The organism is Methanolobus sp. ZRKC3 (genome assembly GCF_045291275.1).
Taxonomy (GTDB): Archaea; Halobacteriota; Methanosarcinia; order Methanosarcinales; family Methanosarcinaceae; genus Methanolobus.
Genome location: NZ_CP146982.1, coordinates 68,939 through 92,880 on the forward strand (window position 1 = coordinate 68,939; position 23,942 = coordinate 92,880).

Genomic DNA, 23,942 nt, shown 5'->3' on the forward strand with positions numbered 1-23,942 from the left:
GATCAGATGCTTACAAAAGAAGAACTTTCAGGAATAATAGACGCTCTGGGCGCTCTGACACTCGATGAGATAGAGCTGGTTGTAAAAGAGCTTTCTTTCACAAAGAGGGAAGAACCTTCTTCTCCTGAATACATTGGAGAATTATGCAAGGAATCCCTGGCTGAACATGTACTGGAAATAGTAAGCTGTGAGGAGGTCGTTGGTATTGAACAAAATGAGAACCTGTATTGTATACCGGGCCCAAATGCATTTCCTGACATCCCCTTTGAATTAAGTGAAGTAATAGATGTACTTGAGCTGTCAAAGAGGGAAGTAGATCTTAGCAGTGTTTCGAAGCGCTTTTGTGCAAATATTAAAACTAAGGCGGTAGATCTTGAAGAAAAGGTCGATTCATTGCAGGGTTTACGGATCAGTGCTTCTGAGTTTTCATCACTTGAGGCCCAATATAGCAAATTGCTGAATCTTTACTATGATTATGATTTCTGGCTTCCAGAAGGAATAGAGGTGGCAGAGGATGATTTGCAGGTTCTGAGTAAAAAACTTGAGCATTTAAGAGCGGCACAAGATATTTGATGTTTGGGTATTATCTGGTAGTTCATATGGCAAAAGGCAGGCGAGGAAGTCATTCCCGGAATAAGGATGACAGGCGAGACACTTATTATTGGAGAGCTAAGGAAGAAGGCTATCGTTCAAGAGCATCTTACAAACTATTCCAGATAAACGAAAAGCATGAGGTCATAAAAGAAGGGGACACCGTGGTAGATCTCGGCGCGGCACCAGGTGGATGGCTGGAGGTTGCAAAAAAACTTTCTGGAGGCCGCATTGTTGGTGTTGATCTACAACGTATTCTTCCGATCGAAGGAATTGAGACCATAAAGGGTGACATTACTGCTGACAGGACCATCGAGAAGATCTTAAAAACGGTTGGACAGGAAGGTGCCGATGTAGTTATCTGTGATGCTGCTCCCAATCTTTCCGGTAACTGGAGTCTTGATCATGCCAGATCAATCGATCTTACTACTTCTGCTCTTGAGTGTGCCAGAAAGATCCTCAAACCTGGTGGACATTTTGTTGTAAAGGTGTTTGAGGGTGATATGTTCAAGGGTTTCTTTGATAAGGTAAGTCGTAATTTTGCGTTCACACGTTCCTATTCCCCCAAAGCTTCCCGTTCACAAAGTGCTGAGATATATATCATAGGAAAGAAGTTCCTCAGTGCTCCTTTAAGACGTGGTAATGAATTTGATGTAGAGATCACTGAAATTGGTTCAAGCGGAGACGGTGCAGTAACAATTGATGGTTTTGTTGTTTTTGTGAAAGATGTTGAGCTTGGGGACAATGTAAAAATCAAGATAAAGGATGTAAAACCTAATTTTGCGTTTGCCGAAGTTGTGAAACCAAAAGAGGATTGATCATCACATCCACTTTTATATTAATTGTTGCAAGTAATTTCTTTTTTTATATAAGTGAATACTTCATTGTAATAACTTCTTTAAGCCGGTTTTTGACTGGCTTAATCCTATATTTTTATTCAGGAGTATTCGATCATATGTCACTAACAAGTATTGTTCCAAAAGGACCTGCCGGGCGACTTGCTCTTCTTTTTGTAGCAATCATTGTAATGGGTGCTGGTTTTTACTCTTTTAGTGACTATGCGCAGAAGCAAAAGACTATAGATGAGATTGATTCACTCTGGCAGCAGGCTGATGACTTTCGCGATCAGAATGACTTCGGACAGGCAATAGATACCTATAATAGCGTATTTGGTATGATCTCTTCAAATGAGTATCCTGCGGAATATGGCCTGAACCATTACCATAGGGGGAGAACATACTATGAAATGTCTTTCCATGATAATGCATCAGTAAATCTCAAGAACAGTTTAAGTGCCTATGATCAGGCTCTGGTATTTTTTGACAGCAAGAATAATCCAGAGGAATATGCTCTGATTCACTATGGTGTGGGTGATTCTTACCTGAGGCTTTATGCAGTCAGGGATCAGGATGATGATCTTAAGAATGCTATAGGGGCTTATGATACATCACTTGAGTATTATTCAATAGCAAGTAATCCTCTGTATTTTGCTTCTATAAACAATAAGCTTGGAAATGCATATCGAAAAAGAGGAAACTCCAAAAATAACTCAGCTGACCTTTTCAAAGCTATCGAATTCTATGGTGAATCTCTGCGTGTTTTCAGGGAAGATGTGTATCCTGTGGAATATGCCGGTGTACAGAATAACCTGGGGAATGTATATCTTGAGCTATCAGAATTCGGGGATGCGGAGGAAAACATAAGCAATGCGATAATTTCCTTCAATAACGCTCTTGAGGTATTCACCATAGATTCACGGCCAATGGAGTATGCAACTGCCAAGAACAACCTGGGTAATGCTTATTTTGAAATGTCCACGATCGAAGAAAAGGAGCAAAACATCGAAAAAGCGGTTTCCTGCTATCATGAGGCTCTTAGGATTTTTACAGTCGACCGTTTTCCTGCAGAGCATGATGGTGTTATAAAGAACATCGCAAGGGCATATAAGAGTCTTTGATTAATTTCCTTGTTAAATTTCATCCGTATTCTTACGAATGGTTTTATGTATCTGTAGTGCATAGACAGGTCTGTTATTTCTAGTAATTATTTTTGCAAAGCTCTGGTAAGGTGTTATCATGATAGATATGCATACTCATTCCATTTTCAGTGATGGTGAATTGATCCCAAGTGAACTTGTAAGAAGGGCAGTGGTGCATGGTTACAGAGCCATTGGCATAACTGACCACGTTGATTTCTCTAACGTGGAGCACGTGGTTAGCAATGTTAAAAAAGCCAAGTACCTGGAAGATGAACTTGATATCAGGGTGTTTGCAGGTGTGGAGATAACTCATGTTCCTCCACGTAAGATCGCACCTTTGGCAGCAATGGCAAAGGAAATGGGTGCCGAAGTTGTAGTGGTCCATGGCGAGACCATAAACGAGCCTGTTATGCCGGGTACAAATGCGGCTGCAGTTGAATGTGAAGATGTTGATATTCTTGCTCACCCGGGTTTTATTACAGCAGATGAGGTCGAAAAAGCCATTGAAAATGATGTATGCTTGGAGATAACTGCAAGAAACGGGCATAACCGGACAAACGGATATGTGGCAAAGATTGGAATGGAGCTTGGTGCTACACTTATTGTTGACACGGATACGCATAGCCCGGGAAATCTTATAACCCGTGACTTTGCAAGAAAGGTGGCAATGGGTTCCGGTCTAACAGAATCACAGGCTGAATCTGTTCTGAATAATTCCCTTCGTTTCCTGGAATAGTCGAAATAATTCTGCAGTATTCAGCAAGGCACTATCATGGTTCGGAGAATTATTGATATTTCAGTTGGTATTTCTTCGGATATGCCTGTTTATCCAGGTGATCCAAAACCTTCAATTGAAAATGTCTTCTCCATTGACAAAGATGGTTTTGCTGTATCAAAAGTAGGTATCGGAACTCATACAGGTACTCATATCGATGCACCGTCTCATATCCTAAAGGATGGGGCAAGCATTGATATGGTATCAATTGACCATTTTTTAGGCAGGGCAGTTGTACTTGATCTGAGTTATATGGAAAAGGACATTTCACGTGATGATCTGGAATCCTGTTTCAAAAGTTCAGATGTGTATAAGAACGCTGAAATTGATATTTTGTTGCTCAAAACGGTTATGCATAGTTTTGAACCAGTATATTCCGATATCCATGGTCTCACCGTAGGTCTTGATAAAACAGTAGGTCAATGGATACTGGAATACGGGTTTAGAACGGTGGGGATAGATACTCTTTCAGTAGATTCTGATCCTGGTCTTTCTAATCACAAATTGCTTCTGGAAAACGATGTTTGTATCATTGAGAATCTGGACCTCGCTGAAGTAAGAGGGGGAATTTATGAGTTCATCTGCTTTCCTCTCAAACTGATCGGATGTGATGCTTCACCGGCCCGGGCCATACTTATAGAGATATAATTGCAGGTTTCGCCTGGAATATGTATGTATTTTTGTTATTAGTGTGCTGTTATATGGGGATATTTTAAATATTATATATGTACTATTATCTTTGATGGCAGCTTGCACAGGAAGTACCTGTGTCTGTTTTGTTGTTCTTAATATGAGTTATAAAAGTTATTAAATAACAGGATTAATATAGTATAAAATAGTATATATTTCTGTTACACGATTGCTACAATTTTGATGAGGGAATAGCACGAAAGCAAATCAGAAGATGGCAATGCACAGGGACACCCGTGCACAGGTAGGTATAGGTACCTTGATCATATTCATTTCAATGGTCTTAGTGGCTGCTGTAGCATCTGCGCTTTTGATTAAGACCTCAGGTGTTTTACAACAAAAAGCTTCCCAGACCGGACAGGAAACCACAAGGGAAGTTGCCTCGAATCTGCGTGTTGATCGTGTTGACGGAGAACGTGCTATATATTCTACTGCAACAGTGAATGATGGTGTTCTTTCCAGTTCCAATCTAACCTGCTACAAAGGCGGAATGGTGGAATGGCTATCATCTTCTGGTTCATTCGATATTTCGGTAGATGGGGTAAATAGTTCTATTGCTTCCGGTTCTTATTATGAATCTCGCTTTAGTTCCGAAGGCACTTACAATTTTACTGTGAGTGACAGCACCAGTAGTACCACCGGTACAATTACTGTTAATGGTACACAGGAGTATGGGGAGATAAGCAAGCTTCACATATCTATGTCCCTTGGTCCGGGAAGTGAGGATGTTGACCTTTCTCAGCTGATCATCTATCTTTCAGATGGTGCACATGTGGCCAACGTGCGTTATGACTCCATCGAGAAAAACGATGAAGTGCATAAACCTACGGCTGAGTATTTCTCTGTTGAACCTGTAAGGATACGTGACCAGAGTACTTTCAAGGCAACACAACCGGTATTGAGGACGGGGGACATCATGGAAGTAGTTGTTGACATCAGAAAGGTTTTCGGGCTCGATGATGACGATTATGAAGGTCTGCCACCAAGGACTGAGGTCTCATTCCAGGTGAGACCCGAAGCTGGTGCTCTTGTTGTATTTGATTTCACAACTCCTGGTGCATACTTTGACAAGAAGTTCATCTCTCTGCGGTACTGATATAATCAGCCGCATACACTATTTTGCTATTAATCTTTTACATCAGAAATGTGATATTGTATACTTTCCTCTGGCATCGTAAACAAACTCGAATATGAAATCTCCCTTTACAGGGTTTTCGATCACGATTCCAATATTATCGTATCCTTTGGAAGAATACAGGTTCCAATTATCATTTTGGCTCAGATTCCCTTTTCTGAACTGAATGTTCTCCTTGATCAAAAAACGATTCTTCTCTCCGTTGTTATACTGGACAAGTATGGTGCTGTTCTCAACAATCCAACCAGAGTTTGTGAGGTTACCGTCTGAATCCGGGTCAGGGTCAACTCCCATTGACAGAAACCTGACACTTTCCGGTAGTGTGACCTTAACGGTACAGGTGGATCCCTGAACGGCTGTACTGTCTCTCAAGTCTCTGGCATACCCATTCTGAATTGATAATAATTCGACAGCAAGGTCTTTGACCTGTTCATCGGTTTGGACCTTCTCAAAGAATGGGGACACATTGCCCCATGAAACCGTCACAAGGAATAAAATAGTCCCTGTAATGGCAAGGTAGAATACCATTTTCAGGGCGATTGTGTCTATCCCTCTGGTATCTCTGAGGAACCTTTCGCTTTGTGCTTTGATCCTTTTGGATCTATTGCAGCCATTCAAGGAACTTGTCAAGGGCTCGTCTTCGGTGTGAGACCTTATTCTTTTCTTCATCTCCCCATTCCCCAAAGGTTCTTCCTTTGTACTCAAAGATAGGGTCGTAACCAAAACCACCGCTTCCCTTTTCCTCGAAATCTATATTTCCGTCAACTGTTCCTGTAAAAGTCAATGGTTCCTTCCCTGGTTCACAATAGCCAATTACTGATTTGAAACTGGCAGCCCTGTCCTCCTCATTTTCCATGAGTTTTAGCACTTTCTGGTTTCCCAACTTATTCTCCACAAATGCGGAATAAGGCCCTGGAAACCCGTTAAGTGCTTTTATGAAAAGTCCGGAATCATCGACCATCACAGGCATTCCCAGATTTTCAGCTGTCAACTTGGCACCGTAGGCAGCTATAGGCTCTAGTTCATCCTCCTGCATTTCAGGATATCCGTCTTTGTTCTGGATAACTTCAATTCCCTTTGATGCCAGTATGTCCTTAACTTCACTGAACTTGCCCTTATTTCCTGTAACAAAAACTATCTTACGCATATCTTCCTCGTTTCTCTATTTCCTTAACTCTCTCAAGCACTTCATCTGCTTCACTGAAAGCATGTCTGTATCCTTTACAGAATGCCTCGGTAAGCGATTCATGGTCATGATGGCTGCTTATGAATGTCTGGAAAAGCACGTGTATATCCACACCTCTTGCCTCTATACCTGAGTTCATGAATGCCAGTCCGAAATCTATCATGTATATCCTTTCATTGTAGAACAGGAGATTCGAGGTCGTCAGGTCTCCGTGAATAATTCCTCCCATGTGCAGTTTTCCAACAAGCTCTCCCAGTTGCTCGCTCAGCTTATCGTTGATGACATGTTTTAAGGGTGGGCCATCGATATATTGCATTTTAATTGTGTAGTTATCAATATCGCGGATCACAGGCGTTGGTATTCCCAGTCTTCTTGCTTCGGATATCAGACGGGCTTCAGCTCTTGTTCTCTCTTTCCTTATCTTCTCATCAAGTTCTGAGAGCCTGTATCTTTTAGGGACCCTTTCCTTGATGATAATATCATCTTCCAGCTTTACGGTAGCTTCGGCACCACTAGTTAGATACATCTTCCTTCTCCTGTTGATTGTCTTCTATCCAGTTGACCATAACATCATCCGGTCTGAAATTGGGATTTACATGTGAGTCTGCTATTTCTATTATGTTCCCTGAATCATACATCAAAAGACCAAGGTAGGCTATCATTGCTCCATTGTCTCCCATGAATCTTTTCTCAGGAACATAGAATGAAGCTCCACGCTCATCGCACATTATATCCAGCATTTCCCGAAGTCGCATGTTGGCACCTACTCCTCCACCAAGCAATACTTCATTCTTACCTGTATGTGCAAGTGCACGTTCCGTTACTTCCACAACCATTGCAAAGGCTGTTTCCTGAAGTGAATAACATACATCTTCAAGGGAGTGTTTTCTGAGGGCTTCGCTTGCTGCCGTTGAAAGTCCTGAGAATGAAAAATCCATGCCTTTGACAACATAAGGCAGGGGTATATAATTTGTAGATTTCCTGGCAAGTTCTTCTATCTTAGGCCCACCGGGATGGCTGATGCCTGCATTCCTTGCAAACTTGTCAAATGCATTTCCAAGTCCTATATCCAGTGTTTCACCAAATACCCTGTATTTGCCTCGTCTGTATGCAAGTACCTGGGAATTTGCTCCGCTTACGTATAACGTGACCGGATCAGTTGCAGGTGTCTTCCATCGTCCCACTTCTATGTGTGCAAGACAATGGTTCACGCCTATGAGTGGTTTGTCCAGGCTTATGGCCAGCATCCTGGCTGCGGTTGCGACTGTACGTAGACAGGCTCCAAGCCCAGGTCCCTGTGAGAATGAGATCGCATCTATATCCTGTACATCTACGCCTTTTTCCTTCGCTTCTTCAAGGACCTTTCTTACCACATATGAAGCATATTTTGCATGATGCTGTGCAGCTTCACGGGGATGGATACCACCAGTTGCAGGTTTGTAGGTGTCTGTAACCTCTGCGATCAGGTCTTTCTCATTTACTATGGCTGCACTGAGATTCCATGCGGTACCCTCTATGCCAAGGACTGTTCCTTTCAATTTGAATATCTCCAGCCCTTAAAGGTTAGCAGTTTAATATTAATTTTGCTGTCTTCTCAGAAGCCCGACAACCAGCAGTATCAATATAGTAAACGCAGGTTGAATTACCGGTATATTCTTTGCAGGGAGTTCTTCTTCATTTTCGCTGTCAACTATATTCGACCCCGTATCATCCGTTTCATCTATGGTAATACCACTTTCATCAAGTTCTTCGCTTGCAGCTTTTGTCAGTGACTTGCCTGTTATGGCAAATGGGGAGAAACCTGGCGTCTTTGCTTCAAAGTAAGAGTATTCTTCATCAGAGTCAGTCTCAATAGTCGCAAGTTTTTCCCATTTAGTTTCACTGTACCTTCTGAGCGTTACAGACGAAGGGTCGATATTTTGATTCTCTATCCATTCATTTTTTACTCTGAATCCGATAACAGGATCTCTGAGATTTGCCTCATTGACATATCCTGTTTTGCCAACCCAGATGTTCAGGTTCCTGTACACTGTTCCAGGGGCAGGGGTGTCGGCAAGTAAAGAGGTATTTTTCAGTATTTCGATGGTGGTGCTGATCTTTCCTGAATTCTTCAGTGATAGATACCTGATATACAGGATATCACTCTCTTCGCCATCGAAAATGAATTCCGTTATCGAATCCTTTCCAGCGTAAACGGTGAGCACATCTTTGAATTCTATGTTATCGAAATCTTCTCCAGTAGAGCCTCCTCCTCCACCGCCGCCTCCACCACCGGAGCTTGTTGTTGTCGTCTGTGTGCTGGTTGTTATTGTTATATTTGACCAGTTTCCTATGTTGCCTGCATAATCAACAGGTTTGAGGCTGTAAGCGTATGAAGTACCAGAAGAAAGTTCGCTGTCAATAGTTTGCAAGCTGCTGGTGTTTGCAAGGAATGTGCCTCCTCTCCAGATTTCTGTATGGTTGGTGTCGGATGAACTTTGCCATGAGAGTGTAACCGTGGATGTACTGCTTGAACCTGTGAGGGTGCTGATAAGCGGAGCAGTATTGTCTTCGATCGGCGCATAGATGCTCAGATGGGTTATATTTGCAGTTACTGTTTCTGCTGTAATGTTAACAGTACTCCTGAATGGGGTCCAGGCTTCTTCCTCAGGGTCATACCATGCGACAAGCAGTTTGTCTGTATTGTTTACGAGAGCGGGTTCGTATCCGAGAGTCAGGGATACGTTCTGGTCGAACTGGTATGAATAATTTGGGTCCGATCCATTCAGGACCCTGATATCAATTGAAGGCCCTGCTAGAATGCTTCCAAGGTTTGGTGGGTTAGCATTAATCAGCGCAACAGAAATATTGTCCGGTATATTGTTTATCTCTCCTGAGATATTGAAATCAATTACGGGGTCACTTGCACTACTCTGCCATCCTGGTACCTGTATTATCATATTTTCACTTGTATCCAGTGTTTCACCAAGGATTACCTGGAATGTGGTATTTGGGCTGAAGTACTCAGTCAGGGAGTTGTTGAAAGAGGATGAAATGTTTATTGTGTTCGATCCATTTGATAGGGGTACATCAGGGATGCTGAAAAGAGTGTTTGAAACTGGATATGACGCATTGCTGATAACGCCGTTTACATACACGGATACATTGGTCGCAATGCCTGCACTCCCATTGACGTAAATACTATTCTGTGGCAGGTAGAATATGCTTCCCGATGTGGGTGAATTTATTGTGGGTGAGCTTGTAAATACTGTGAAGTTCACCATGGTGGAATTAAGGCTGCCTGTGATGTCACGTGCGAAAACTGTGATATTATGAGCTCCTTCATCAAGATTCAAAGTACCATTGATGGAAAATGCATTGATGGCTGTGGAATTGTTCCCATTGTCAACATTATACCAGATGTCGCAGAGTTTCCTGTTACTTATGTTGATGTCGATGCTCTGGTCTTGTATGACTGCATTTTCGTACAGTTCCTGAATGCTTATCACATTCTCTTCAACATTTGCGTAAAATCTCCAGTCGTAAGTGAATTCCCGACTCAGGTTTGTCAGGGCAGTTACAGAAACACTGTGGTAACCTTCAGCATAAGATTGTCCTGTCAGATTCTCTATCCTGTATCCACCCTCTGTCTCATCATGGGTATAGGTGACAGATGATTCATCTATCGTCATGTTTATTGAGCTGAGCTTAACTCCGTCAGGATGGGTAAGATTCATGGATACAGCAGTTGTACCGTTCTCTGTGTATGTGCCATTTTGTGGGAATTCATCGATATCACATGTGAAGTACATTACAAGGGAATAGTTCTGGGGACCTTGCTGCACAGCTGTACCGTTTACTGATATTGTATAATTTCCATTTCCCTGGTTTATTAATTCTATACCTTCCACATTATTGCTTGTATCCGGGGCTCCATTTCCATAAAATGTACTCCCATTGCTGAAAACAATGAGGTCAAGATTGTTTACCAGTTGTGAATCCGCAAGGGGTATTCCCGGATAATCTGTCCATACAAGTGTTGTTCTGAATGTTTTATTCTCATCGATAAAACCATAGTTCACGGGCCAGTTATTGGGTATGCTGCCGGTTGTGTTCAACGGGATATTGTCAAAATATTTGATAACCTCAGGGTACTTTGGGAATATGGAATTCTCAATATCAACTCGTCCCCATCCCTGGGAATAATCTGGCCTGCCTGATATCTCCTGATGATCTCCTGTGCCGTGTTGTCCGGGGGTGAGGTCAATTGCTCCGTTTATCAGTGTTGCCTTAAGCAGGGCAGCACTTGGACTGCTTAGATTTTCCACATCAGTATAGTATTGTCTCACAATGGCAGCAGACCCTGCAACAATAGGTGTGGACATGCTTGTACCACCCATGTACATGTAATTATCATCAATTATCCCCCATCCTGAATTACTTGTTACACTTGATCTTGTGGATGCAATGAATGTTCCTGGTGCAACGACATCCGGTTTGATCCTTCCGTCATCGGTTGGTCCGCGGCTACTGAAAGCAACTATTCCCTTGATGTCATTGACAAGGTAATCATCTTTTATCGGGTTTGCGGGGTAGAGTGAGGGCATTAGGCTTCCATAAGTGTAGGCTGTAATAGTTGGTCTGTAATTCTCCGATGCACCAACAGTAAGACAGTTCTTTGCAGTTGATGGTGAACCCATTGAATCATTATCTGTCACTCCATTTGAGTCTGAATCTTTTCCGGAATTACCTGCTGAGAAAAGAATTAACATGTCAGGATGTTCCCACATGAACTGGTCTACCTGTTGTGATTCTATGGTATATTCTCCACTGTAAGCTCCTCCCCAGCTATTGGTGTGTATCCTTGCACCGTCATCATATGCCGGCTGGAACATATCACTTAGATCATCTGGCGGGTATACGGTAAAACCTTCGTTTCCAATTGCCTGGAAAACCAGTTCTGCCTCAGGTGCCATTCCACTGTACTGTCCTCCTGAAAGTAAGCCATTCCCCAGTGCAGAACCGGCTACATGGGTTCCATGGCCGAACTGGTCTGCAGAGCTTCCGTCATTTGACAGATCTGTGATGTTCAGTATCCTTCCTCTCAGGTCTGCATGCATTGTATTGTCATTCACACCGGTATCAAGGCCAGTGTCGCAAACAGCTATTATTTGTCCACTGCCATTCAGTCCATAATTATTGAGTACTGTGTCCACATTGATGATACCTGCAGCAACATCATTTTTGATAGTTGGCTGTGTGTATTCCTCTATCCAGCTGACTCCGTTGATTGAAGCGATATCATAGATCCTGTCCTTTGGGATCTGTACTTTAATTACATTTCCTGAATTGGAATGAATATCTCCTTCGATGGCCTCAATGGAGGATGTGACCTTTTCATTATCAGATGAAGAGAAAAGGAGTACGTGGAATGTATCCTTTGTTTCCATTTTAGCACCAGATGCATAAATATTTTCATCATCTAGTATTTCAGGGACGTACTTGTATGATGGTTTGTATTCTCCGATCCATTTGACATTATCCAATAAGTATACCTGCGCCTTGATAGTGGAGTTCATTCTGATGATAAAAGCGTTGTTTGGTACGTAATTGAATATCGCAGCCCCTGTATTTCTAACCTCATCTTTCCATATATCATTCACAGGGCCGTTGAACTGTACTATGTAATAATTCTCGCGATCATCTGCAACCTGGGTTACAGCACTCATGGTCGCCTGACTATTGAATGGTTCTTGCTGGATGGAAATCGTACTTGTGTCTATGTATTCGGTCCTCAGCAGGATCATGCTGTTATCGTTGGTATTATCCATAGCTGTCGCTGAGATCAGGGATGTGAGTGAGAATATCAATAGCATTGAAAGGAGAATTGTACATTTTTTATGCATATGTATACATCCGGTATGTCAACTAAGGGGTATAATGTATATTCCTAAAGATATATATAACCGCTTATAAATATGACTGGATGTGTTTGAGGACAGTGAAATAAGGCATTAGGAAGGCATGAATGAACTGCTGTAGACATTCAAAAAAAAGATTATCGCCTTCTTATCAGGAAGAAGGCAATGGATATGACCATACATGCAAATATTCCGGAAAATCCCGGTATGCTTTTCTCCACATTTGCTGCTGGTGGGTTTATTTCACTCTGGTCCGCAATTTCAAGTTCTATATCTGAGAAGAGTTTACCACTGGATTTGTCACTTTCTTCCTCCAATTTTTCGCCTGTTATTGCAAAAGGTGAGAACCCGGGTGTCTGTGCTTCAAAGTACATGTACATATCATCTGAATCTGTATTTCTGGTTTCCAGCCTCTGCCATGATCCGGCATTGAACCTGTTCAATGTTATACTCTGGGTATCAATTCTATTTTCCTCTATCCAGCGTTTATGAATCCTGAATCCGATCACAGGATCCCCTATATTCTTCTCAGTTGCATATCCTGTCTTGCCTACCCATATATTGACATTTTTGTAAATGATACCTTCCGGCTTTTTATTGGCAATTGCAGATGTATTTTTCAATACTTCAATGGTAGTGCTGATTTTGCCGGCATTTTTCAGTGATTCATATCTGATATACCGGATATCATTGCTATTGTCATTGAATGAAAATTCAATAGCAATCTTTCCTACAAATATCGTACTTACATCTTTGAAAGCGATATTCTCAAATTCCTCTCCGGTGTTGCCACCGCCCCCTCCTCCTCCACCACCGCCGCTACTGGATGTTGGAGTTGATATGGTGTTTGTATTTGGCGCTATATTCACTGTCACTATGTAATTTTGTGTGGTAGCATCTTCAGCAGTTACTGTGTAATTGATCGGGTTTGTGAAGTTCTGCGGTACTCCTGTATTGGGCGATATACTTGCTCCATTGTATGCTATAGTTGGTACCAGTGCTGTAACATTTGTTCCAAAAGGAACTGTCAGATTTATCATCTTTGCTTCTTCGTCAATTACTCCAGTAACTACTGGTTCAAGCCCTGTAAATTTGAAGCTGGTTATCGCTTTAACCGTATTTGGTGCTACACTGACTGTCACAATGTATTCCTGAATGCTGGCATCTTCAGCAGTTACTGTGTAAGCCAGTGGATCTGTGAAGTCCTGTGCCACTCCTGTATTTGGTGTTATGCTTTCTCCAGTGTGTTTTATGGCTGGTACCAGTGCTGTGACATTTGTTCCATAAGGAACTGTTATAGTTACCGCCTTTGCTCCTTCGTCTATTGTCCCAGTAACTAATGGGTCAAGCCCTGTAAATTCGAAGCTAGTTATCGCTTTAGCTGGATTTGGTGCTATATTGACTGTTACTATGTATTTCTGTATGGTAGCATCCTCAGCTTTTACTTTATAAGTCACCGGATCTGTGAAGTCCTGTGGCATCCATGTATTGGGCGATATACTTGCTCCTGTGTGATCTATGGTTGGTATCAGTGCTGTAACATCTGTTCCATGGGGCACTGCAAGGCTGACCTTCTTTTCTCCCTCGTCAACCACGCCAAACACTATCTGTTCAAGTCCTGCAAATTTGAAGCTAGTTATCGCTTTAGCTGGATTTGGTGCTATATTGACTGTCACTACGTATTTCTGTGTGGTAGCATCCTCAGCTTTTACCCTATAAGTTACCGGTTCTGTGAAGTCCTGTGCCATCTCTGTATTGGGCGATATACTTGCTCCTGTATGACCTATGGTTGGTACCAGTGTTGTAACATCTGTTCCATGGGGCACTGCAAGGCTTATCTTCTTTTCTCCCTCGTCAACCACGCCATTCACTATTGGCTCAAGTCCTTCAAAACTGAAACTGGTAATCTTCTTAGTTGTGTTTGGTGCTACAGCCACGGTTACTATGTAATTTTGTGTGGTAGCATCTTCAGCCGCCACCATGTAAGTTACAGGGTTTGTGAAGTCCTGTACCACTCCTGTATTTGGTGCTATACTTTCTCCTGTATGTGCTATAGTTGGTACCAGTGCTGTAACATCTGTTCCATAGGGCACTGCAAGGCTTACCTTCTTTTCTATTTCGTTAACCTCTCCAAACACTACCGTATCAAGTTGCTCAAACCTGAAACTGGTAATTTCCTTGGCTGTATTTAGTGCTACATCCACAGTTACCCTGTATTCCTTAGTTGTACCATCTTCAGCCGTTACCATGTAAATAACAGGGTTTGTGAAGTCCTGTGTCACTCCTGTATTTGGTGTTATGCTTTCTCCAGTGTGTGTTATGGCTGGAACCAATGCTTTCAAATTGGTTCCGTAAGGTACTGTTAGGCTTACCATCTTTGCAGCTTCATCGACTGCTCCATTCACTATTGTCTCAAGCCCTTCAAACCTGAAACTGATAATTTCCTTAGCTGTATTTGGCTCTACATCCACGGTTACTATGTATTCCTTAGTTGTAGCATCTTCAGCCGTTAACGTGTAAGTTACAGGATTTGTGAAGTCCTGTGCCGCTCCCGTGTTAGGCGATATACTTGCTCCTGTGTGTGCTATGCTTGGCACCAGTGCCGTCACATCGGTTCCATAAGGAACTGTGAGGTTTACCTTCTTTTCTGTTTCATTTATTAGGCCATTGACTATTGGCGCAATTCCTTCAAACCTGAAACTGGTGATCTTAGCTCTTACATTGAATTCCCAATCGTATGCAAATTCAGTTCCCTTGTCTGTTGAAGCAGTTATTGAAACATCGTGTTTTCCACTTGCATAAGCTTGTGGCGTACTGTATTCTATGTGATGGCCATGGGGGATGCTGGTGGATGTGAAAGTTACAGGGCTGTTATCAATTCTCATGACAACAGAACTCATGTTTACACCAGCAGGATGAACAATATCTGTTGAAACTATGGTTGCATTATTTGAGATGTGCGAATTGTTCTCAGGGAAATTATTGTTATCACAGGTGAAAGAAAGTACCAGGGAGAAGTTCTGTGGACCATGTTGAACATTATATCCATCAACAGTTATCGTGTAATTTCCTGAAGCTGGATCACGTATTTCGACCCCTTCAACATTGTTTGTCCTGTCAGGTTCGATTCCGCCATTTCCGTAGTATGTTTCATTTGGTCCGGAGAGTTTCAGATCGAGATCGTTTACAAGTGTTTTAGTGGCATAGGGAGCTCCTGGAAAATCAGTCCACACAAGGGTTGATCTCACAGGCTCGGATCCCTTGAAAATACCGTAACTTACATTCCATGAATCAAACATGTCCAGGCTTTGCCAATCGACATATGTCACTACTTTGGGATATTCAGGGAACAATGAATTTTCCACGTCCACAAGTCCCCAGCCCTGTGAATAATCGGGTCTGCCATGAATCTCTTGGGTATCGGCAGTTCCGTATTGTCCAGGTGTCATATCATGGGCACCATTGATCAGGGTCGCTTTAAGCAGTGCAGCACTCGGATTTTCGAATTGCTCGATGTCAGTGTAATATTCCCGTATCAGGATTGCAGATCCTGCGACCAGTGGTGTGGACATACTCGTGCCACCGGAGTATGCGTAATAGGGATCAATTCCTCCCCAGTCGTACCAACTGTTAAGTTGGTTTGACCTGGTTGAAGCAACAAAGGTTCCCGGAGCAACAAGATCAGGCTTGATCCTTCCATCGTCTGTTGGTCCACGACTGCTGAATGCAGCGATACCGTCTATGTCATCTGCTATATAGTCCTCTTTCAGAGGATTTATTGGGAAATCAGAAGGCCAGCGCACCCCCCATCGGGTATATGACCCAATTCCGAAAGTAGTGCCCCTGTAGTTCTCGGATGCTCCAACTGCAATACAGTTCTTTGAGGTTGCAGGAGGTGTGATCGAGTCAGGGTCAACGACTCCATTGTAATCTGCATCTTCTCCAAAATTTCCTGCAGAGAACAATATCAGCATATCCTGTTGGTTCCAGGCGAACTCATCAACCTGGTGAGAACGAATGGTGTAAAGTCCATCATAATTTGCGTAACTCCAGCTATTAGTGTGAATTCGTGCTCCTTTACCATAAGCATCCTGAAACAGGTCGGCCAGATCTAGGGGCATGGAATAATTCTGATTTGCATTTTGCAGGCCTTGAAATACAAGACTTGCCTCGGGAGCTATTCCTTTATACTGTCCACCTGACATTGCTCCGTTTCCGAGTACTGATCCGGTGACATGGGTTCCGTGTCCATTAAAATCTGCTGCACCATTATCTGAATAATCAATGATATCTACAATCCTTCCACTGATGTCAGCATGCATGGAGGAATCATCAATACCGGTGTCCAACCCGGTATCACTAATGGCAATTATCTGTCCATTTCCTTTGAGGCTGTAGTTGTTGTGTACAGGATTGACATTCATGATAGTGGCAGACACGTCATTGGAAAGCACAGGTTCTGAATATTTTTCGATCCAGCAGATTCCGTTAATAGTAGTAAGTTCATTAATTCGATTTTCAGGTATCTTGACTCTTAAGGATGTCTCAGATTCCTGGGGTACATTTCCACCAATGGAATTTATCTCTGCTATTATCCTTGCATTGTCTTTCGGGTCAAAGAGCACAACTATCAGGTCTGCAAACATGTTTGCTGAAACAGAATGAATCTGGCTTTCAGATTCTGTAATTCCGGGAGCTACTTTATAAGCTGGTTTGAAATCGCCTATCCACTGGATGAATTCAAGTGAGTTTACCTGTTCCTTTTCAGATTGACTCATTCTAATAACGAACGCATTGCTTGGGATGTAGTCGGAAATTGTGGCTCCTGCTTCTTCAATTTCATCCTTCCATTCAGGCAGGACAGGTCCGGTGAATTGTACAATGTAGAACTCTTCCTCTGTATCCGAAAAAGCAGTTGCTGAACTTGTGGTTATTTGAGCCTCGGTTTCTGTATTATCAAGGGCAGTTCCTGTATCTATCTCACCGGCTTTCAGGAATATTTTATTTCCGTCGTTCGAATGGCTGTTATCGGCACTAGCAGTCATGCCCGATACGGAAAATATGGTAAGTATCATTAAAATGAAGAATATCCTTTTTTGCATACTCTTGCCCCCGTTTTACACATTGGTTGTTCCCCCTTAACTGTGTATATATTTGAACACCCGGGTATATAAAACAAGATATGTATATGCAAAGTTACTATAAAAATATGTAAATTAATATATGTAAACCAATCAAAGTTTCAAAAAATTCAAGTGCCAGTACTACACTGGCACTATTTTCTAATTTAGAACTGTTTCCTTCTCCAGAATCCTACGTAAATAGCTCCAACTAATGCAATCACGAAGAATGAAGCCATTATGTCAGAACCTGATATGGAATAGCTGCTGCTTTCAGATTCATCAACAACAGTTTCCCTTGTCATTTCATATCCTTCGACATAGTTGTCTTCAGTAGGTGATTTCAGGGATGCTTCTTCTTCCATAATCTCGCCTGAACCAGAATCTGTGTAAGATGTCTGGTTTCTTCCAGTTGTTTCCACAACATTTAGTTCAGTTCCAGTGTTGCTTGAACTCTTCTTGCTACTTGGGGTAGGGGATTTTGGAAGCGGATTTCTTGTTTCTTCCATTATCTTCTTGTAAGTATCCATCTTTGTCTGCGATACCTGGCTCCTTCCAGAATCGATATCACTCTGGATGAACTCATCAATTAGAGGATTACCACAGGTGTGGTGACAGCACGTAACACCATTTTCATTCACCGCGTCAAGATACTCATTTATCAGAGCACTCCTGACTGTGTTTGAAGGATCCCAGTTCCCTGTTCGTATTACCTCTATCAGTCTGCCAGTTGTTGATTCATAGGCATAGGGGCTAACTTCTTTCATCCATTCTGATACCGTCGGATCATTTACGAAAGTCTCGTAGGTCATGTCCCACATATCATCAGTAACAAGTCCAGGTGTCAGAGCTTCAAGTCCCCAGAGATTCTCAACAAAGTTGAGCATCATTCTGGCACCTTCGTAACCATGTGCCATCCATCCTTCTATATTCGCATCACTGAAAACAGTGTAGAGCTCATTCAGAAGGTATGTTTGCACATCCTCTATCTTGAGGTCTGCAGGATTTTCCAGGTTTGCTATTAAGAGTTCTGGTTCTTCACCGGATACTACTTTAATAGTATTTGCAAGGCCGGACATGTATTGGAAGAACTCATCGGTGTTTGTGGCACCGTATGTGTTAGAACTTCTGCTATGTACGAGAACTTTGGTTCCATCAAGTATGCTCTTAAAGACCAGAGTATCGTCTATCGGGATAGACTGTCCTGTTTGTAGCATTATGTACTTCTCAACGGTCTGTCCCCTGATATTTTCGCCGTAGATGTAGCTCATCTTATTGATGTAAAGTTCAGCAAGTTCGCTGTTGTCTTCCCATGTATTGCTGGATGATACTGCATTTGCCATTCCTGTTCCATAGGATCCGTCTTCAGGACCGAATATTCTGAACTGTGCAATGTCAAGTGACAGGTTGTAGTCACCGATCGTGTTATTGAGGGTCAACTGAAGAGCATCGGTATTTTCCCTGACGTAGTTGTCAGGTTCATCCTGCTCGTATGCGATCCTTACGGCTTTGTCTATGAGGTCTATCTTCATGGGGAAAGTGTCCCTGTAAAGACCTGATATCTGTACCAGGACATCGATGCGTGGTCTTCCCAGCTCTTCCGTGGGTATCAGTTCCACATCGACAACCTTGCTGTTGTCCTCGTCCCACACAGGTCTGGTCCCAAGCAGATAGAGTATCTGTGATTCCATTACACCTTCATGACGTGTGGACTCTCCTGCCCAGAGTATGTATCCTGCTTTGTTTGGATACTCTCCGTATTTTTCGTGATAGTCCTCTATCCACTGGTCTACAAGTGCTGTGCCCTGTTCCCAGGATTGAACTGTTGGAATCAGTTGTTCATCGAATGAATAGAAGTTCCTGCCTGAAGGTAGTGTGTCCGGACGGAGTATCGGGTCTCCTCCAAGGTTTGGCTCGATGTATTCTCCATCCATTGCTTTTAGGACCTGCTCAATCTCGTTATTTGACTCAGCAAGAAGTTCTGCATAATTGATAGCATTGTTCAGATAATTCTCCACTGGTATGGAAGTATTTCCAAGTACCTGCATCTGGGCATCTGTAATATTCCTGTTGTCAAGCAGTACCAGAGTAAGCATGTCTATTGGGGCAGATTCTGACCCGTTGTAGACTGCCACAGCATCTGTGTAGTCATCTCCAAGCATGGAATTGACCATACCTACGAGTTTGTCGTCCTTTGGTGCCTGGCCAAGTATGTGAAGTCCATAGGGCATGGACTGGCTTCTCAGATCCCTTAGCACATCATCCAGGTCATCCAGGAAAATGTCCACTGTAGCATTGTCCTCTGCAAGACTCATATCAACTCTGCTGTCAAGTCCCAGATCAAGTGTTAGTGCAATTATGTCCTGAAGATGCCCCTCCAGAATTGATTCGGATTCGGTAACTGATGTCTTGTAAACATTGATCTTGTTGTTCAATACACTGTAGTTTCCGTAACTACCAGCTGATATGACTGGTGGTATCAAGTGATCAATTATGACAGCATTGCCCCTGCGCTTTGCCTGCATACCTTCTCCCATACCGTCCATTACGTATGGATAAACAACAGGTATATCGCCTGTCATGATAGCAGGCCATTCCTCGCTGAGCAGGCAGAAGTCCTTGCCCGGTAACCATTCAACGGTTCCATGTCTTCCCATGTTGACCATTGCATCGGCATCGAACTCATTCTGCATCCACAGGTAGAATGCAATGTACTGGTGGTGAGGTGGCAGTTCTTCGTCATGATAGAGTATTTCGTTATCCTGCAACCATCCTCTTGTAGGCTGCGGTGCAAGGATAACGTTGTCACTGAGGCTGATCTTAGGAATGACCATGAACTTGTTCCCATCTCCATCTGTGTAGACCATTACCTTTCCGGGAGCCTCTCCCCACATGTCGATGACCTCTGTCCTTCTTTGTTCTGGTAGGGTATTGAACCATGAGATGTAGGTGCTTTCAGGGATGAGTTCAACCTTTCCGGTTGCTACCATCTTATCCAGTTCTCCCGGTGCCCAGGTTCCAACATTTCTTCCCTGGTGTACCATGAGCTCTGTGAGCTCTGTCTTGTTGGGTATGCTAAATTCATCCACTTCATAGCCAGCAGCATCCATTCCTTCGAGGAGGTTGACGATACTTGGTGCGACCTCAAGGTATGAGGCACCGATATTGTCCTTTCCTCCACCGTGGTTGTAGTAGATGATAGCAACTTTCTTCTCGGATTCAGCTTTAAGTCCAAGGTTTGCCTGAGCAAGTGTACGTTCGATGAGCCAATCGACCTGGTCCTGATGAGCTACGTATTTTTCTCCTCCGTTTATCAGGTCGGTCTCTTCTGCTCCTATCATGATCGGGTCTATGAGTCCGTATTTTTCAGGGCCATATAACCTTAGCATCCTGTTAACTGGTATGGGATTGCTGACCTTAAGCCACTGGCTTGTATTCATGTATCCGTTAAGGACACCATTGATGACCGGTACACCAAGTCCCGAAACATCGAAGTAGTTACCACGGTAGTTGAAAGAGATAACAGCATCAACTTTTGTGTTCTCACTGTTGTTCAGGTACATGTCAATATGATCAGTCGATGCACCATAGCATGCAACAACATTCACACCTCTCTCCTCGAATCCCTGTATGAGCACATCAAGTGGCTCCATATCCAGCGGATAGTAGGATTTGTAAAATGAGATTCCCACTGTCGGTGCATTTTCATCGAACGTATGTCCATTGGTCCTGCTTGAATACCACTGGAAATACTCGGTGGCATTGTCAGTAAAGAACTTCACCGATGTATCGGTCATAGCCGGATGATAAATTGCGCTTCCAGGAGGGCCTATCGGCTCTTCAACTGTAAGGTCTTCACGGTCGTAGTATTCACTGGCAAGATAGAACATGAGGTTGTCAAAATTCTCACTGTTCGAGGCACCGTTGAGCCAGTACTCCTGAAGATGTGATTTTAGTGCGCTTGAATCATTGTTGAACCTGACAGGGATATCATATTCACTCTCAGGCAGCTGGGTGTTGTATCCAATCACAAGTGCTCCATTGTCAATGGCATCCTGAACCGTTTCCTGCAGCTTATGTGCAGTCGTGGTGAACATGTTGACGTAGATTATATCCATCTGGCTAAGATCCACGTCATCTTGTAATTTATCAGCAAGATAGTAGCTTGCTGTCATGTTCAGATCAGGGTCATTGTTGACTCTCTCTGTGAAATGGGCAAGCTGTACTTCATGACTTGCATATCCTGTAACTATGGATACGTTCAGGTGAGGGGCATTTGAGGGTTTAGCAGCTGCAGCATAGGATCTTTTAAGCAGTACCATATCCACATATGTCTTGTTCGCTCCCTTCTTTGATATTGTCTTTCCTGCTATTGTTGTCCTGTCCAGTAATCCCAGTATTGCCTGATGGTCTATCTCATCGTTCTTTCTTATTGACAGATTGAGTTCTTCTATTGGCTGTCCATTCTCCACGGTTATGCCCTGGACGTTGGTTAACCACATTCCTTCCATTGCAGTGCTATATTGAACTGCTTTAATGAGATAATCACCATTTTGCACATTACTGAATTGGTAATCTCCAAATTCGTCACTTGTTGTGTTCACTATGAACTCAGAATAGGGAGTTGTGAGCATGACATCCACATATGTCTTGTTTGCTCCCTTCTTCGATATTGTTTTACCAGATATTGTTGTCCTGTCCAGTAATCCCAGTATTTCCATGTGGTCAATATCATCGTTCTTTCTCATTGACAGGTTTAGTTCTTCTATAGGTTGTCCATTCTCAACGGTTATGTTCTGAACGTTGGTTAACCACATTCCTTCCATTGCAGTACTGTATTGAACTGCTTTAATGAGATAATCACCATTTTGCACATTACTGAATTGGTAATCTCCAAATTCGTCACTTGTTGTGTTCACTATGAACTCAGAATATGGAGTTGTGAGCATGACATCCACATATGTCTTGTTCGCTCCCTTCTTCGATATTGTCTTTCCTGCTATTGTTGTCCTGTCCAGTAATCCCAGTATTTCATGATGGTCTATCTCATCGTTCTTTCTCATTGACAGGTTTAGTTCTTCTATGGGCTGTCCATTCTGAATGGTTATGTTCTGAACGTTGGTTAACCACATTCCTTCCATTGCAGTACTGTATTGAACTGCTTTAATGAGGTAGTCACCGTTAGGTACATCGCTGAATTGATAATCTCCGAATTCGTCACTTGTTATATTATTAAAGTACTTGAACACGGATTCGTAATTGTATTCATCTTCGGGTTCTGTTATGCTAGGTTCTTCTGTTTCTGTTTCATTTGCCGGAGGTGTTTCCGGATTAGTGTATGGAGTTTCAAATGTGAGTTTTCCAGATGTAGGTTTAAGCAAAACTACTGTACTCTGTTTTGGATATATTGTTTTCATTACATATGTCATACCGGATATTGACGATCTATTTAACATTCCAAGTACTGCAGTATGATCGATGTTGTTGGAACTGTTTATCTTCATGTTCTGTTCTGTTAGGTCAGCACCATTTACTGTTATGTTCAGCATTCCACGATACCATTTCGTCTCATTTGCTGTGCTGGCATCATATACTGCTAAAATGCTGTAATCACCATCATGAATATCATAGAAACTATAGTTTCCAGCTACATCACATATTGTGTCTCCAACAAGTTCACCGGTCCCTTGCTCTACCATAACAACGGTGCTTTCCTTTGGATGGTCTGCGTTCATCACGTATGTCATACCTGATATTGCCGACCTGTTCAGCAGCTTCAGTACTACATTATGGTCTATGTTGTTTGAACTGTTGATCTTCAGGTTCTGCTCATCCAGGTCAGTACCATTTACTGTTATGTTTAGCATTCCACGATACCACTTCGTCTCATTTGCTGTACTGGCATCATATACTGCAAAAATAGTGTAATCGCCGTTTGGAATATTATTGAAACTATAATTTCCAGCAGCATCACATGTTGTATCTGCAACAAGTTCAGCAGTTCCTTGTTCTACCATAACGACGGTGCTTTCCTTTGGATGCGTTGGATTCATTACATAGGTCATGCCTGATATCGATGACCTTTCCAGGAATCCAAGTATCTTATCATGATTAAGCTCGACCTCATTCGTGCTATTGATCTTGATGTTCTGTTCAGTGAGATCCAGACCATTCAATGTTTCATTCAGATGACCTGCATACCATTTCACTCCATCAGAAGCGATATCTGTTGCAACGACGGTGTAATTACCATCGTATAGGTCCGTGAATGCATATTGTCCATTCACATCACAGGTCGTATTTGCAACAAACTCAAACTGGCTCAGGTCCATTGCCGTTGCACTGGCTGAAAACATAACTATGCTCAAGAATAAAATTAAGCATAGTTTTCCAGTAACTTTAAAGTAGTTCCTTCCAACTGATCTATTTTCTATCATATCATACCACCACTTTGTTAATCTTATCCGGGTATCTTTTTCATCATACGAACTTTCAAAATCTACCTAGTTATCAAATACTGTTTATTTAAAAACAAGTTAACTTGTGTTAACATAGCAAAAAAAATTA

Annotated in this window: 13 protein-coding genes; 6 read left to right on the forward strand and 7 right to left on the reverse strand. The window is 42.5% G+C overall.

All coding sequences use genetic code 11. The annotated features are described in order from the left end of the window. Positions 1 to 6: 6 nt before the first annotated feature. From V7O66_RS00365 to V7O66_RS00390, 6 genes are all read left to right on the forward strand, one after another. Positions 7 to 573 carry a hypothetical protein gene (locus V7O66_RS00365; protein WP_406661011.1) on the forward strand — a complete coding sequence of 189 codons (567 nt, stop codon included), beginning with the start codon at positions 7 to 9 and terminating at the stop codon, positions 571 to 573. Between the two features lie 26 nt (positions 574 to 599). Further along, complete coding sequence (locus V7O66_RS00370; RefSeq protein WP_406661012.1) at positions 600 to 1,409, forward strand: SAM-dependent methyltransferase; 810 nt, start codon at positions 600 to 602, stop codon at positions 1,407 to 1,409. 137 nt (positions 1,410 to 1,546) lie between these two features. Continuing rightward, complete coding sequence (locus V7O66_RS00375) at positions 1,547 to 2,548, forward strand: tetratricopeptide repeat protein (RefSeq protein WP_406661013.1); 1,002 nt, start codon at positions 1,547 to 1,549, stop codon at positions 2,546 to 2,548. A gap of 118 nt (positions 2,549 to 2,666) precedes the next feature. Continuing rightward, entirely contained in the window at positions 2,667 to 3,305 is a 639-nt protein-coding gene (locus tag V7O66_RS00380) for a histidinol phosphate phosphatase domain-containing protein (RefSeq protein WP_406661014.1), read from the forward strand. A 36-nt stretch (positions 3,306 to 3,341) separates the two neighbouring features. Then, positions 3,342 to 3,992, forward strand: coding sequence for a cyclase family protein (locus V7O66_RS00385; protein ID WP_406661015.1), 651 nt, complete (start codon positions 3,342 to 3,344; stop codon positions 3,990 to 3,992). Between the two features lie 262 nt (positions 3,993 to 4,254). Next, entirely contained in the window at positions 4,255 to 5,130 is an 876-nt protein-coding gene (locus tag V7O66_RS00390) for an archaellin/type IV pilin N-terminal domain-containing protein (protein ID WP_406661016.1), read from the forward strand. A 42-nt stretch (positions 5,131 to 5,172) separates the two neighbouring features. Here V7O66_RS00390 and V7O66_RS00395 read toward each other — a convergent pair whose 3' ends face one another. The 7 genes from V7O66_RS00395 to cobN all read right to left on the reverse strand — a co-directional run bounded on the left by V7O66_RS00395 (position 5,173) and on the right by cobN (position 23,812). Continuing rightward, positions 5,173 to 5,838 carry a hypothetical protein gene (locus V7O66_RS00395; protein ID WP_406661017.1) on the reverse strand — a complete coding sequence of 222 codons (666 nt, stop codon included), beginning with the start codon at positions 5,836 to 5,838 and terminating at the stop codon, positions 5,173 to 5,175. Beyond that, positions 5,771 to 6,316 carry an XTP/dITP diphosphatase gene (locus tag V7O66_RS00400; protein WP_406661018.1) on the reverse strand — a complete coding sequence of 182 codons (546 nt, stop codon included), beginning with the start codon at positions 6,314 to 6,316 and terminating at the stop codon, positions 5,771 to 5,773. The genes V7O66_RS00395 and V7O66_RS00400 overlap by 68 nt, the downstream gene beginning before the upstream one ends. Further along, a complete protein-coding gene (locus tag V7O66_RS00405) occupies positions 6,309 to 6,881 on the reverse strand; it encodes a Kae1-associated kinase Bud32 (RefSeq protein ID WP_406661019.1) in 573 nt (190 codons plus the stop codon). The genes V7O66_RS00400 and V7O66_RS00405 overlap by 8 nt, the downstream gene beginning before the upstream one ends. Further along, positions 6,868 to 7,893 carry a bifunctional N(6)-L-threonylcarbamoyladenine synthase/serine/threonine protein kinase gene (locus V7O66_RS00410; protein WP_406661020.1) on the reverse strand — a complete coding sequence of 342 codons (1,026 nt, stop codon included), beginning with the start codon at positions 7,891 to 7,893 and terminating at the stop codon, positions 6,868 to 6,870. Before V7O66_RS00410 ends, V7O66_RS00405 begins: the two co-directional genes overlap by 14 nt. Before the next feature lie 39 nt (positions 7,894 to 7,932). Then, the gene (locus V7O66_RS00415) at positions 7,933 to 12,240 is read right to left on the reverse strand and encodes a PGF-pre-PGF domain-containing protein (protein ID WP_406661021.1); all 4,308 of its coding nucleotides are present in this window, start codon (positions 12,238 to 12,240) and stop codon (positions 7,933 to 7,935) included. 152 nt (positions 12,241 to 12,392) lie between these two features. After that, positions 12,393 to 17,357, reverse strand: a complete 4,965-nt coding sequence (locus V7O66_RS00420) for a DUF5018 domain-containing protein (RefSeq protein ID WP_406661022.1) — start codon at positions 17,355 to 17,357, stop codon at positions 12,393 to 12,395. Positions 17,358 to 17,542: 185 nt separating this feature from the next. Further along, the gene (gene cobN / locus V7O66_RS00425) at positions 17,543 to 23,812 is read right to left on the reverse strand and encodes a cobaltochelatase subunit CobN (protein WP_406661023.1); all 6,270 of its coding nucleotides are present in this window, start codon (positions 23,810 to 23,812) and stop codon (positions 17,543 to 17,545) included. Positions 23,813 to 23,942 lie beyond the last annotated feature (130 nt).